At 75.9% G+C, this 13,507-nt stretch carries 10 protein-coding genes; 5 read left to right on the top strand and 5 right to left on the bottom strand.

Annotated elements, in window-relative coordinates; genetic code table 11:
- Nucleotides 1–33 precede the first annotated feature (33 nt).
- From Ae717Ps2_RS10185 to Ae717Ps2_RS10165, 5 genes are read left to right on the top strand one after another with little or no spacing between them, the layout of a single operon-like run.
- On the top strand, nt 34–1,626 hold the full coding sequence (locus Ae717Ps2_RS10185; protein ID WP_075305879.1) for a hydantoinase/oxoprolinase family protein: 1,593 nt from the start codon (nt 34–36) through the stop codon (nt 1,624–1,626).
- A complete protein-coding gene (locus tag Ae717Ps2_RS10180; RefSeq protein ID WP_075333264.1) occupies nt 1,623–2,726 on the top strand; it encodes a DUF917 domain-containing protein in 1,104 nt (367 codons plus the stop codon). Before Ae717Ps2_RS10185 ends, Ae717Ps2_RS10180 begins: the two co-directional genes overlap by 4 nt.
- On the top strand, nt 2,723–3,856 hold the full coding sequence (locus tag Ae717Ps2_RS10175; protein WP_075305875.1) for a DUF917 domain-containing protein: 1,134 nt from the start codon (nt 2,723–2,725) through the stop codon (nt 3,854–3,856). The genes Ae717Ps2_RS10180 and Ae717Ps2_RS10175 overlap by 4 nt, the downstream gene beginning before the upstream one ends.
- Nucleotides 3,857–3,874: 18 nt before the next feature.
- Complete coding sequence (locus tag Ae717Ps2_RS10170; RefSeq protein WP_075305873.1) at nt 3,875–4,957, top strand: DUF917 domain-containing protein; 1,083 nt, start codon at nt 3,875–3,877, stop codon at nt 4,955–4,957.
- Nucleotides 4,951–6,441 carry a CdaR family transcriptional regulator gene (locus Ae717Ps2_RS10165; protein ID WP_083702316.1) on the top strand — a complete coding sequence of 497 codons (1,491 nt, stop codon included), beginning with the start codon at nt 4,951–4,953 and terminating at the stop codon, nt 6,439–6,441. Before Ae717Ps2_RS10170 ends, Ae717Ps2_RS10165 begins: the two co-directional genes overlap by 7 nt.
- Nucleotides 6,442–6,485: 44 nt before the next feature.
- Here the strand turns inward: Ae717Ps2_RS10165 and Ae717Ps2_RS10160 are convergent, their stop codons facing one another.
- From Ae717Ps2_RS10160 to recN, 5 genes are all read right to left on the bottom strand, one after another.
- The gene (locus Ae717Ps2_RS10160) at nt 6,486–7,118 is read right to left on the bottom strand and encodes an NUDIX hydrolase (protein ID WP_020623249.1); all 633 of its coding nucleotides are present in this window, start codon (nt 7,116–7,118) and stop codon (nt 6,486–6,488) included.
- 169 nt (nt 7,119–7,287) lie between these two features.
- A complete protein-coding gene (locus Ae717Ps2_RS10155) occupies nt 7,288–9,066 on the bottom strand; it encodes a CTP synthase (RefSeq protein WP_075305871.1) in 1,779 nt (592 codons plus the stop codon).
- Between the two features lie 22 nt (nt 9,067–9,088).
- The gene (locus tag Ae717Ps2_RS10150; protein WP_075305869.1) at nt 9,089–10,012 is read right to left on the bottom strand and encodes a copper transporter; all 924 of its coding nucleotides are present in this window, start codon (nt 10,010–10,012) and stop codon (nt 9,089–9,091) included.
- Entirely contained in the window at nt 10,009–11,196 is a 1,188-nt protein-coding gene (gene steA / locus Ae717Ps2_RS10145; RefSeq protein WP_075305867.1) for a putative cytokinetic ring protein SteA, read from the bottom strand. Before steA ends, Ae717Ps2_RS10150 begins: the two co-directional genes overlap by 4 nt.
- Nucleotides 11,197–11,458: 262 nt before the next feature.
- On the bottom strand, nt 11,459–13,447 hold the full coding sequence (gene recN / locus Ae717Ps2_RS10140; RefSeq protein WP_083696021.1) for a DNA repair protein RecN: 1,989 nt from the start codon (nt 13,445–13,447) through the stop codon (nt 11,459–11,461).
- Nucleotides 13,448–13,507 lie beyond the last annotated feature (60 nt).

Genomic DNA, 13,507 nt, shown 5'->3' with positions numbered 1-13,507 from the left:
GCGGGCGGCGCGGCACCACCGAAGGAGCACTCCATGCGCATCGGCATCGACGTCGGCGGCACCAACACCGACGCCGTCCTGCTCGACGACGCCCCGGCCGGCGGAGTCCGGGTACTGGCCGCCGTCAAGTCCGCGACCACCGACGACGTCACCTCCGGCATCGTCGGCGCGCTCACCGGCCTGCAGGCCGACCACCCGTTCTCCCCCACCGACGTCGACGCCGTGATGATCGGGACGACGCACTTCGTCAACGCCCTGGTCGAGGCCCGCCGCCTCGCCCCCACCGCGGCGCTGCGCCTGGGCCTGCCCGCCACCGCGGCGCTGCCGCCGATGGTCGACTGGCCGCAGCGGCTGGTCGACGCGATCGCCGGGCGCGGCTACCTCGCCCACGGCGGCCACGAGTTCGACGGCCGCCGGATCTCCCCGCTCGACCCGGACGAACTGCGTCGCCACGCCGCGGACATGGCCGCGCACGGCGTCCGTTCGGTCGCGATCTCCTCGGTGTTCTCCCCGGTGACCAGCGAGTGCGAGCTGGCCGCGGCGGAGATCATCGCCGAGGAGCTGGGCCAGGACGTCCCGATCTCGCTGTCCCACGAGATCGGTCGGGTCGGGCTGCTGGAGCGGGAGAACGCGACGATCGTCAACGCCGCGCTGCGCGAGCTCGCCGCGCACATCGTCGACGCGCTCGCCGGGGCGGTGCAGGGCCAGGGCATCACGGCGCCGCTGTACCTGTCGCAGAACGACGGCACACTGATGGACGTCGGCTACACCCGTCGCTACCCGGTGGCGACGTTCGCCTCGGGTCCGACCAACTCGATGCGCGGTGCCGCCGTGCTGTCCGGGCTGGGCACCTGCGCGGTCGTCGACGTCGGCGGCACCACCTCCGACGTCGGTGTGCTGACCGCCGGCTTCCCGCGGGAGGCCGCCGTCGAGGTCAGCGTGGCCGGGGTGCGCACCAACTTCCGGATGCCCGACGTGCTCAGCGTCGGCATCGGCGGCGGCTCCCTGGTCCGCACCGGCGAGCCCGGACGGTCCGAGGGGCCCACCGTCGGCCCGGACTCGGTCGGCTACCGGCTCACCGAGCGGGCGCTGGTGTTCGGCGGCGACACCCTGACCGCGACCGACATCGCCGTCGCGGCGGGCCGGGCCGACATCGGCGACCGCTCCCTGGTCGCCGGGCTGTCCCGGGAGCTGGTGACCGCGGCGCTGGACCGGATCGCCACCGACGTCGCCGACGTCGTGGACCGGATGCGGATCTCCGCCGACCCGCTGCCGGTGGTCGCCGTCGGCGGCGGCTCGGTGCTGCTGCCCGACGCCTTCCCCGGGCTGGGCGCGGTGCACCGCCCGGAGAACTTCGCCGTCGCCAACGCGATCGGCGCGGCGATCGCGCAGGTCGGTGGGGAGGTCGACCGGGTGTACGCGATCGAGCCGGGACGCCGCGACGCCGTCGTCGACGCCGCCAAGCAGGAGGCGGTCGACCGTGCGGTCGCCTCCGGCGCCGACCCCGGCTCCGTCGCGCTCGTCGACTTCGACGAGGTCCCCATCCCCTACCTGCCCGGCAACGCGACCCGCATCCGCGCCAAGGCGGTCGGCGACCTGCGTCTGGAGCGGAGGGTGACCCGGTGACCGGCGTGCTGACCGTCGAGGACCTGCCCGCGCTCGCCCGCGGTGCCGCGCTGCTGGGGACCGGCGGCGGTGGTGACCCCTACCTGGGACGGCTGCTGGCCCAGCGGGCGCTGCGCGAGCACGGGCCGGTGCCGCTCGTCGACCCCGCCGACCTGCCCGACGACGCCGCCGTGTTCGTCGTCGCGCAGATGGGGGCGCCGACGGTGAGCGTGGAGAAGCTGCCCGCCTACGACGAGATCGGCCGCGCGGTCACCGCGCTCGCCGGGCACCTGGGGGTCACCCCCACCCACGTCGCGTGCATCGAGGCCGGCGGCATCAACTCCACGATCCCGGTGGCCGGTGCGGCGATGCTCGGGCTGCCGCTGGTCGACGGCGACGGCATGGGCCGGGCGTTCCCCGAGCTGCAGATGGTGCTGCCCGGCATCGCCGGCGTCCCCGCCACCCCGATGTCGATCACCGACGAGCAGGGCAACACCGGCGTCCTGGACTGCCCCACCGCGAAGTGGGCCGAGGACCTCGCCCGCTCCATGACGATCACCATGGGCTGCACCGCGATCATCTCGAACTACCCGATGACCGGGGCCCGGGCACGGGAGACGATGATCCGCGGCACCCTCGGGCTCTGCGTGCGCATCGGGCGTGCCATCGCCGGGGCCCGGGCCGGGCTCACCGACCCGGTCGCCGCGGCCGCCGCCGAGATCGGCGGACGCGTGGTGCACACCGGGAAGGTCGTCGACGTGCAGCGGCGCACCACCACCGGGTTCGCCCGCGGGACGGCGACGCTGTCCGGTGGGTGCGTCCTGCACTTCCAGAACGAGCACCTGATCGCCGAGGTCGACGGCGCGACGGTCGTCACCACCCCGGACCTGATCATGGTGCTGGACACCGCGACCGGGGAGCCGGTGACCACCGAGGGGCTGCGCTTCGGGCACCGGGTCAGCGTGCTCGCCGCCCCCGCGGACCCCCGCTGGCACACCCCGGAGGCGATCGCCGTCGTCGGACCGCGGTACTTCGGCTACGACACCGACCCGGTACGGGTCGCAGGCAACACCGACCCCGTGCGGGTCCACGACACCGTGACGGACGGAGCGCCGGTATGAGCTGGACCCTGACCCCCGACGACCTGCCCGACCTCGCCCGCGGCGCCGCGCTGCTCGGGACCGGCGGCGGCGGGGACCCCTACATCGGGCGGCTCATGGTGGAGCAGGCGATGCGCGAGCACGGGCCGGTCACCGTGCTCGACCCGGCCGATCCGGCCGACCTGCCGGAGGAGATGTTCGTCATCGCGACGGCAATGATGGGCGCGCCCACGGTGATGATCGAGAAGATCCCGCGCGGCGACGAGCCGGTGCTCGCCCTGCGCCGCCTGGAGCAGCACCTCGGGCGCACCGCGGACGCGACCATCCCGATGGAGTGCGGCGGCATCAACTCGATGATCCCGCTGCTCGTCGCGGCCCGGACCGGGCTGCCGGTGATCGACGGCGACGGCATGGGCCGGGCGTTTCCGGAGCTGCAGATGGAGACCTTCGGGGTGTACGGCGTGCCCGGGTCCCCGATGGTCGTCGCCGGGGACCACGGCGAGTCGGTGCTCATCGACACCGGCACCGACAACCACCGCATGGAGCACCTCGCGCGGGGCGCCGCCATCCGGATGGGCGGGTCCGCGCTGATCGCGGAGTACCCGATGTCCGGCGCCGACGTGCGCCGCACCGCGATCCCGCACACCCTCACCCTGGCGCTGCGGCTGGGCCGGGCGATCCGGGAGGCGCGCGAGCAGCTCGGGGACCCGGTCGCGGCGATCGCCGACACGCTCGCGCCGACGCTCTACCGGCACCTGCGGGTGCTGTTCGCCGGCAAGGTCACCGACGTCGAGCGGCGCACCGTCGACGGGTTCGCCCGCGGCACCGCCCGGTTCACCGCGTTCGACGGCGGCTCGGAGCTCCGCACGGTCTTCCAGAACGAGACCCTGGTCGCCACCGTCGACGACACCACCGTCGCGGTCGTCCCGGACCTCATCTGCGTGCTGGAGGCCGAGTCCGGGGAGCCGATCACCACCGAGGCGCTGCGCTACGGCCAGCGCGTCGTCGTGGTGGGGATCTCGACGCCGGACATGATGCGCACGCCGGAGGCCCTCGCGGTGTTCGGGCCGGCCTGCTTCGGGCTGGACGTGCCGTTCGTGCCGCTGGAGACCGCGGTCCCGCGGGGAGCGGGCGCCGCGGACCGGGTCTGACCTGGCAGCATCCCCGGCGTGGAGGTGACCGCGGGAGACGTCGACGCCCTCGTCACCGGGGTGCTGCTGCTGGGCTCCGGCGGGGGCGGCGACGCCAGGGTGTACGCCCACGTGCTGCGGTCGGTGCTGGCGGCGGGCCCGGTCCGGCTGCACTCCCCGGCGGAGCTCGGCGACGCCCCGGTCGTGCCGGTCGGGATGCTCGGCGGCACCCGGGTGCTGGGCGAGAAGCTGCCCTCGGGCGACGAGCTGCCCGCGGCCGTGCGCGCTCTGGTCCGCTGGACCGGGGTCACCCCGGCCGCGGTCATGCCGTTCGAGGCGGCCGGGCTGAACGGCGTGCTGCCGCTGCCGCTGGCCCACCAGCTGGGGCTGCCGCTGGTCGACGCCGACCTGATGGGGCGCGCGCTGCCCCGGGTCGACCAGCTGACCCGGGTCGTCGCCGGGGGCGCGGTGACGCCGATGGCGCTGGCCGAGCCGGCCGGGCAGACCGTCGTCGTCGACGGCGGGGACGCGGTGTCGACCGAGCTGACCGTGCGGGCGTTCGTCGCCCAGGCGGGCGGCTGGGCCGGGACGGTGATGGCGCCCGCACCGGCCTCGGCCGCGCTCGGCGACGCCTGCCTGGGCACGCTGGGCCGCGCGCTGGGGCTGGGTCGCGCGCACGCCGGGCTGGGTGACACCCCGGCGCCCGCCCGCGTCGCGGACGCGCTCGGCGGACACCCGCTCGGCGGCGGCCGGGTGGTGGACGTGCGCCGCTCCCCCGTCGGCCGGTTCGGCCGGGCCGCGGTCACCGTCGACGCACCGGGCACGGGTGTCCTGCGGATCGAGGCGGAGAACGAGTACCTGCTCGTGCTCGCCGACGGCGAGACGGTGGCCGCGTCGCCGGAGGTGATCGTGCTGCTGGACCGTCGCTCGGCCGCGCCGATCGCCGCCGACGCCGTCCGCTCCGGCGACGACGTGCTGGTCCTGGTGCTGCCCGCGCCGCCGTGGTGGGCGGCCCGCCCGGATGCCGCGGTCCACGTCGGTCCGCAGGCGTTCGGGCTCGGGCCGCCCACGGCCCGCGGCGGGGCGGCAGCCGCGCGACCCAGGACGGGGGCGGGATGGTGACCGGCGGGCTGGGTCTGTCCGGGCTGCTCGCCCACCCCGACTGGGCCGCGGTGCGCTCGCTGGGCGGTCCCGTCCCGGACGGTGCCACGGTCGAGCGGGTGGTCACCGTCGCCGATCTGCACGCCGACCCGGGTGAGGTGCGGGCGGCGTTGCTGACGGTCGCGGTGTCCGCGCCGCGCGAGGACTGGCACCTGGACGTGCTGTTGCGCCGCGCCGTCGCGGCCGGGGCCGTCGCGGTGCTGCTCGCCGGGGACGCACCGTTGCACCCGGCGAGCCGGCTGCTCGCCGGGCGGATGGGGCTGCCGGTGCTCGGCACACCGGACGCGCTGGCCGCCGCGCTGACCGCGACCCGGCTGCTGCAGGAGCCCGACCAGGTGGTCGCGGCACTCGTCGGTCGGACGGCGGCGGTGTGCGGGGTCCCGCACGGCGGCGTCGACGACCTCGTCGCGGACCTGGCCCGGACCTGGCGGCGGCCGGTGTGGCTGCTCGACCCGGGAGGCTCGGTCGTCGCGGGCGCGGATCCGGCGGGCCCCGCGCCCCCGCCGCCTGCCGCCGGGTCGGCGCTGCTGGAGGTGGCGTTCGGTCCGGGCCAGCCGGACGGCCGCCTGGCCGTCACCGAGCCGGAGGGGGTGCCCGCCGAGACCGCGGCGCTGCGGGCGGCGCTGGCCGTCGCCGCGAACTCGGTCCGTCAGCGGCTCGCCGAGCAGCGGCTCACCGTGGAGCGCGACGCGCGGCTGCGCACGGCGCTGCTCGCCGAGATCCTGCAGGCCGGGGACCCGCTCCCCGCCGGGCTGCGACGCCGGGCGCTCGACGCGGGCTGGTCGCTCGACGGCTGGCACGCGGGCCTGCGGATCGACGTGCCGTCCTCGGTGGACGTCGTCGCGGCCCGGGAGCAGGTGCTGCGGGCGGTGGAGACGGCGCGGCTGCGGGCGGTCGTCGTCGAACAGGGGCCGGGGTGGAACGCCTGGACGACGTTCGACCACGAGCCCGTCGCCGGCGAGCTGCAGCAGCACGCGACGACCGCGCGGCGGACCCAGTGGCTGTTGCGGGAGTCCCTGCCGACCTCGACCGGGGTGGGACGGGTGCACCGCGGGGCGCGCGGGCTGGCCCGGACCCTCGGCGAGGCCGGGGACGCGGCACGGCTCGCGGCCGAACGCACGACCAGCGGCCGGTTCGTCCACGTCGACCGGCTCGGCCTGGGGGCGCTGCTGCTGGCCTGGACCCGCACCGACACGTTCCTGCCCGCCGCCAGGTCGATGCTGGAACCCCTGCAGGGCAGGCCCGGGGACCTGCTGACGACGCTGACCGCCTACCTGGACGCGGAGTCGTCGCTGACCGAGACCGCGGCGGTGCTCGGGGTGCACCGCAACACCGTCGCGACCCGGATCGAACGGGTACGGCACGTGCTCGGCGTCGACCTCGCCGACCCGGACGAGCGCCTCGCCCTGCACCTGGCGTGCCGCAGCGTGCTGTTCCACAGCTGAACGCGGCTACGGCCGGAGGATGCGGCACCCCGTGGCGGGGGCGGTCACTCGTCGGCGCGGCGGGCGAAGCGGAACGGCCGGTCGACCCACTCGGCGTCGACCGGCCGCGGGTCGAACTCCCCGGCCAGGACCGCGCGGGCCGCGAGCAGCCCGGCGCAGGACACCGCGTTCACGATCTCCCCGGAGAACACCATCCCGAGCGCCTCGGCGATCGGGATCCAGCGCAGCTCCAGGTCGGCCTCCTCGTCGTCGCCCAGGTCGGGGCGGGGCTTCTCGACGAGGTCGCGCGCCAGGAAGATGCGGACCGACTCGTCGGAGAACCCGGGCGAGGGCACGACGTCGAGCAGCACCGACCAGTCGCGCGCCGACAGCCCGGCCTCCTCGGTCAGCTCCCGGTCGGCGGTGACCGCGGGGTCCTCCCCCGCCACGTCGAGCAGGCCGGCGGGGAGCTCCCACAGCCGTCGCCGGACGGCGTGGCGGTACTGGTGCAGCATCCGGACCCGCCCGGACTCGTCCACCGCGACGACGGCGACCGCGCCCGGGTGCTCCAGGATCTCGCGGGTCGCGACCCGGCCGCCGGGCATGACGACGCGGTCGGACCGCAGCGCCATGACACGACCGGAGTAGATGTCGGTGGCCGAGCGGACCGGGAAGTCGTGCTCACCGGGGCGGGTCACCGGGCCACCGCCCGGCGGGTGCGCAGTTCGATCACCCGTCGGACAGTAGTCGCCGGGCCCCGCCCGTGCGGGCGCGCGGGCCGTACGGGCCGCGCCCCGCGCCCGACGGCAGGGCACCCGACCACTGGAACCGGACCGCAGCACCGACGGCGGCCCGGTCCGGTCGGGGTCAGCGGACGGGGGTGCTCTCGGCCGGGGCCACGCCGTTGCCGCCCGCGCCGACGGCGACGTCGTCGCCCTCGGCCGTCTCGGCGTCGTCGGCGTCGGCGTTGTCCCGGCCGGGCAGGTGCACCGGCAGCCGGTCCTCGGCCCGGTAGCGCAGCGCCGCCTTCACGAACGCCGCGAACAGCGGGTGCGGCCGGGTCGGGCGGCTCTTGAGCTCCGGGTGCGCCTGGGTCCCGACGAAGAACGGGTGCTGCGACGACGGCAGCTCCACGAACTCCACCAACGTGCCGTCCGGGGAGGTCCCGAACACCAGGCCCGCCTCGGTGAGCTGCTGCCGGTAGGCGTTGTTGACCTCGAAGCGGTGCCGGTGCCGCTCGGAGATCTCGCGCGTCCCGTAGGCCTTCGCCGCGACCGAGCCGGGCTGCAACACCGCCGGGTAGGCGCCCAGGCGCATGGTGCCGCCCATGTCCCGCTCGCCCGCGACGACGTCGCGCTGGGTCGCCATCGTCGAGATGACCGGGTGCGCGGTCTCCGGGTCGAACTCGGTCGAGCTGGCACCCTCCAGGCCGGCGACGGTGCGCGCGGTCTCGATGACCATGCACTGCAGGCCCAGGCACAGGCCCAGGGTGGGGATGCGCCGGGTGCGGGCGTGGGTGATCGCGCCGAGCTTGCCCTCGATGCCGCGGATGCCGAAGCCGCCGGGGATGAGCACCCCGTCGACGCCGTCGAGCGCCTCGGCCGCGCCGGCCGGGGTCTCGCACGAGTCCGAGGGCACCCAGCGGACGGCGACCTTGGCATGGTGGGCGAAGCCCCCGGCCCGCAGCGCCTCGGTGACCGAGAGGTAGGCGTCGGGCAGGTCCACGTACTTGCCGACCAGCGCGATCGTCGCGGTCTCCCGCGGGTGGTGGACGCGGTCGAGCAGGTCGCCCCACACGGTCCAGTCCACGTCGCGGAAGGGCAGCCCGAGCCGGCGCACGACGTAGGCGTCGAGGCCCTCACCGTGCAGCACCTTCGGGATGTCGTAGATCGACGGGGCGTCCGGGCACGCGGCGACGCCGTCGAGCTCGATGTCGCACATCAGCGAGATCTTGCGCTTCATGCCCTCGGGGATGTCCCGGTCGGCACGCAGGACCACCGCGTCGGGCTGGATGCCGATGTTGCGCAGCGCCGCGACGGAGTGCTGGGTCGGCTTGGTCTTCAGCTCGCCCGACGGCGCCAGGTACGGCACCAGCGACACGTGCAGGAAGAAGCAGTTGTCCCGGCCGACCTCGTGGCGGACCTGCCGGGCGGCCTCGACGAACGGCAGCGACTCGATGTCGCCGATGGTGCCGCCGACCTCGGTGATGACCACGTCGGGGGCCACGCCCTCGGCGTCGGGCTCGGCCATCGCGAGGACGCGGTCCTTGATCTCGTTGGTGATGTGCGGGATGACCTGGACGGTGTCGCCGAGGTACTCGCCGCGGCGCTCCTTGGCGATGACCTCGGAGTAGACCTGGCCGGTGGTCACGTTGGCCCGCCCGGCGAGGTCGCGGTCCAGGAACCGCTCGTAGTGGCCGACGTCGAGGTCGGTCTCGGCGCCGTCCTCGGTGACGAACACCTCGCCGTGCTGGAACGGGTTCATCGTCCCGGGATCGACGTTGAGGTACGGATCGAGCTTCTGCATGGTGACGCGAAGCCCGCGCGCGGTGAGCAACTGACCGAGACTGGAGGCGGTCAGGCCCTTACCCAGCGAGGACGCGACCCCACCGGTGACGAAGAGATGACGGGTGGCGCGAGTCTGCACGGAGCTTCAGCCTACCGATCGGTCAAGGGGCGGCGGGAACCGGCCCCGCCGTTCCGGCCCCGGAACCGTAGCGGCCGGTGCCTCCTGCCTGTCGTTCGGCGAGTGCGAGCACGGTCGCGACCCGCCCGGCCCCGGTGCCGACGCCGTCGACGGTGGCGAGCCGGCCCCCCGGCCCGGCCCCGGCCGCCCGGGCGGCGGCGACGGCCGAGCCCTCCGCGGCGTCCCGCCCGGCCAGCACGGCTCCCGCACCCCGACGGTCGAGCTCGGCGGCCAGTGCCGCGGCGGTGCCTGCCGAGGCGTCGGCGTCCACCCCGGAGTACGCCGCCCCGGTCACGACGACGGCGAGTCTCCCGGCCGCGGGGCTGCCCTGCGGGGCCTCGGCGAAGCCGCCGCCGGCGAGCCCGGCGAGGACCGTGCCGGCCGCGTCCGGGGCGGGTGCGGGGCCGTCGGGCGGTGTCAGCAGCGCGGAGCCGAGCAGGCCCCCGGCGAGCGCACCGGCGTCGGTGGCGGTGGGGAGCTGCGCCCCCGACGGCAGCAGCCGCGCGGACAGGTCGCGCAGCTGATCGGCGCGGGCCGGGTCGGTGACGGCCGGGGTGAGCACGACCTCCCCCGCGACGCTGCCCCCCGCGGTGACGACGAGCTCGGCGACCGCGCGCGTGTCGGCCGGGTCGGCACCGAGCGAGACGACGGTCACCGGCACCCCGGTGAGCTTCCCGCGCACCAGGTCCGGTCCGACGCGGCCGGCGAACTCGTCGCTGGCGTGCAGCTGCGCGGCCAGGGCGTCGCGTTCGGCGCTCAGCCGGGCGATCTCTCCCGTGTCCGCCCCCGAGGCCGCGACGTCGGCGATGCGCTGCGGCAGCCCGACGACGGCGAGGGCGAACCCGGCCGCGAGGGCCAGCACGAACACCGCGACCAGGGCGATGCGGTGGTGGCGCCGCGAGATCACGCCGGGAACCATCCGGCGACCAGGGCCCGCACGCTCTCCAGCACCCCGCGCAGCCACTCCAGCACCGCCGGACCGCCGCCGGACACGAGCACCGCGACGACGACCGCGACCACGGCGGCCGCGACGAGCAGCAGCAGCGGCGCGAACGAGGTCCGGCTCCGGTACATCTGCGCGATCATCGCGCCGTCGACGACACTGCCCCCGGCCTGGAGCCGGGTCAGGAAGGTGGAGGCGTTGCTGCCGGAGCGTCCGCGGTCGAGGAACTCCCCCATCGACGCGGACAGCCCGACCGTGACGATCATCGAGGCGCCGCGGTGGTGGGCCAGCAGCAGCGCCAGGTCCTCGGGGTTGGCCATCGACGGGAAGGTGACGGCGCTGGCGCCCAGGTCCTGCACGCGGTGCAGACCCGGGGCGTGCCCGTCGGGGAAGGCCGGGACGACGACGTCGGCACCGCTGGTCAGCGCCTGGTTCGACACCTCGGAGGGGTCGGCGACGATGAGGTCGGGGCGATGGCGCGCGTTGAGCAGCGCGTCCGCCCCGGCCCCGACGCCGATGAGCACCGGTCGGTACTCCTTGATGTAGGCCTTGAGCTGCTTGAGCACGGCGAGGTGCTCGAACCCGGCGGCGACGACGAGCACCGGCCGTCCGTCGAGGGCGACGTCGACCTCGGGGACGCCGTGCCCGTCGAGCAGCAGCGAACGCTCCCGACGCATGAACTCGATGGTGTTCGCGGCGAACGCCTCGAGCTGGTGGGTCAGGCCCTGCTTGGCCTCGTCCAGGGCGTCGGCGACGGTGTCCTCGGTCTGCTCGCGGCCCTCGCACAGCGGCTGCTCGCCGGAGTAGAGGACGCCGTCGTGCAGCCGCACCCGGATGCCGTCCTTGACGGCGCGGAGGGTGTCGGGACCACAGTCGTCGACGAGCGGGACACCCGCCTCGACGAGCACCTGCGGGCCGAGGTTCGGGAACCGGCCGGAGATCGACGGCGCGGCGTTGACGACGGCGGCGACCCGGGCGGCGACGAGCGCATCCGCGGTCGCCCGGTCCAGGTCGACCTGGTCGATCACGGCGATGTCGCCGGGCCGCAGGCGCCGGAGGAGCGACTCGATGCGGCGGTCGGCGCGTGCCGGGCCGGTCAGGCCCGGCAGCTCCGGTCGGGAACGGTGCAGCAGGCCGGACAGCTTCATGTCGCGCACTGTGACAGGTGGGGCGCCCGTGACCACGGAGGCACGCCGCGTGAGACTGTGACGTCACTGGCCCGGAGCATTCCCCGCGCCGCCGGTCGACGGCAATCGGAGCAGCAGCCTGCTCACCCACAGCGACCACACACCGCCCGCCGGCTCACACTGGCGACCCGGCCCGGCAGCTCACCCTGGCCGTCCGGCCCGGTCGGTCTGCTCGACCGTCCGGCCCTGCCGATCAGCTCGGCCCGATCGTTCGCCCGGCCGCTCAGCCGGCCCGGGCGACCCGGCGACGCCGCGGCGACGCCGCAGGACGGGTCGCCGCGCCGTCCGAGCCGGTTCCCCGGGTGTCGGTGCCGCAGGAATCGGTGCCGCAGGAATCGCTGCCGCGCGGACCGGGAACCGTCCCCTCCGCCTGCGCAGTGGAGAGCTCGGTCTCCGCGTCCCGCGGGGGCCGGCCGCGCCGGGACTGCGCGCGCCGCGACCGGGCCTCGGCGAGATCCGCGGGGCGTGCCGCCGCGCGGTCGGCCTCGCGGTGCGCGGTCGCGGCGCTGAGCAGCTCCTCGGCGTGCGCGCGGCCGGTGTCGGTGTCGTCCATTCCGGCCAGCATCCGTGCCAGCTCCCCGGTGCGCTCCTCGTCGGTGAGCCGCCGCACGCTGGAGCGGGTGACCCCCGCCCCCGACGCCTTCTGCACCACGAGGTGCCGGTCGGCGTACGCCGCGACCTGCGGCAGGTGCGTCACGACGATGACCTGGTGCCGCGAGGCGAGCTGCGCGAGCCGGCGGCCGATCTCCACCGCGGCCCGGCCGCCGACGCCGGCATCGACCTCGTCGAACACCATGGTCGGCACCGGGTCGGCTCCGGCGAGCGCGACCTCCAGGGCCAGCATGACGCGGGACAGCTCACCGCCGGAGGCCCCCTTGTGCAGGGGCTGGGCCACCGCGCCGGCGTGCGGGACGAGCCGGATCTCGACCTCGTCGACACCGCTCGACCCGGCCTGACAGCGCCGCCCGCCGACCTCGAGCACCGGCCCGGTGTCGGCGGCGGGCCGCGGCTGCACACCGACCTGCAGCGTCGCGTCCTTCATGGCGAGACCGGCGAGCTCGGCCGTGGTGGCCTCGGCCAGCCGGGACGCAGCGGCGGTACGCGCCGCGGTGACCGCGGCGGCGTGCCCGGCCAGCTCACCGGCGAGTGCGTCACGGCGGGCCGACAGCTCGGCCAGCGCCTCGTCGGAGGTGTCGAGCCCGGACAGCCGTTCGCGGGCGGTGGCCGCCCAGGCGAGCACGCCGTCGGTGTCCGCGGCGTACTTGCGGGTGAGCGCCTTGAGCTCCGCCTGCCGGGTCAGGACGCGGGACAGCAGCTCGGGGTCGGCGTCGAGCCGGTCGAGGTAGCCGGACAGCTCGGCCGCGACGTCGGCGAGCACCGCGACGGCCTCGGTCAGACGCGGCCCGAGCTCCTCGAGCGCGGGGTCGCCACTGCCCTCGACGAGCCCCTTGGCCTGCCCGGCGAGCCCGACGGCACCGGGGGCCTCGCCGTCGTCCGTCCCGGACAGCGCGAGATGTGCGCTCTCCGCGGTGGCCCGCAGGTCGTCTGCCTCGGCCATCCGGCGGGCCTGTCCGACGAGCTCGCGGTCCTCCCCGGGCTGTGGGTCGACGGCCTCGATCTCGGCGAGCCCGTGCCGCAGCAGGTCCGCCTCCTGCGCGAGCCGGCGCGCGTTGTCCCGCCGCTCCGCGAGCTCGGTGACCACCTGGAGCCACTCGGTGCGGACCGCCCGGTAGGCGGCCAGCGGGACCGCGACCGGATCCCCGGCGAAGCGGTCGAGCAGGGCACGCTGGTCGGAGCCGCGCAGCAGCCGCAGCTGGTCGTTCTGCCCGTGCACGGCGAGCTGGGTCTCGGCGAGCCTGCCCAGCACCCCGTTCGGCACCGACCGCCCGCCCAGGTGGGCACGGGAGCGCCCGTCGGCCGACACGGTGCGGGCGGCGATCAGCGACCCGTCCTCGTCGGCCTCGGCGCCCACCTCCTCGGCCAGCTCCAGGGCACCCGGCGAAGCCGCGAACCGGCCTTCGACGACGGCCCGCTTCGCCCCGGCCGACACCCGCGAGGACTCCGCACGGCCACCGCCGAGGAGGTTCAGCCCGGTCACGACCATGGTCTTCCCGGCGCCGGTCTCGCCGGTCAGCACGGTCAGGCCCGGGTCGAGCTCCAAGGTCGCGTCGTCGATCACGCCGAGGCCCTGGATCCGCATCTCGGACAACATGCGTGGGACCATACGTTCGAACACCGACAGCGTTCGAGCCCCGACACGCAGCCGACACCG

This window comes from Pseudonocardia sp. Ae717_Ps2 (genome assembly GCF_001932475.1).
GTDB lineage: Bacteria > Actinomycetota > Actinomycetes > Mycobacteriales > Pseudonocardiaceae > Pseudonocardia.
This window is presented reverse-complemented; position numbering and strand designations above follow the sequence as displayed.

Excerpts from the sequence above, each read along its gene's own strand:
- Ae717Ps2_RS10165 (WP_083702316.1), top strand. The coding sequence starts at position 4,951 with ATGGTGACCGGCGGGCTGGGTCTGTCCGGGCTGCTCGCCCACCCCGAC.
- Ae717Ps2_RS10185 (WP_075305879.1), top strand. The coding sequence starts at position 34 with ATGCGCATCGGCATCGACGTCGGCGGCACCAACACCGACGCCGTCCTG.
- recN (WP_083696021.1), bottom strand. The coding sequence starts at position 13,447 with ATGTTGTCCGAGATGCGGATCCAGGGCCTCGGCGTGATCGACGACGCG.
- steA (WP_075305867.1), bottom strand. The coding sequence starts at position 11,196 with ATGAAGCTGTCCGGCCTGCTGCACCGTTCCCGACCGGAGCTGCCGGGC.
- Ae717Ps2_RS10175 (WP_075305875.1), top strand. The coding sequence starts at position 2,723 with ATGAGCTGGACCCTGACCCCCGACGACCTGCCCGACCTCGCCCGCGGC.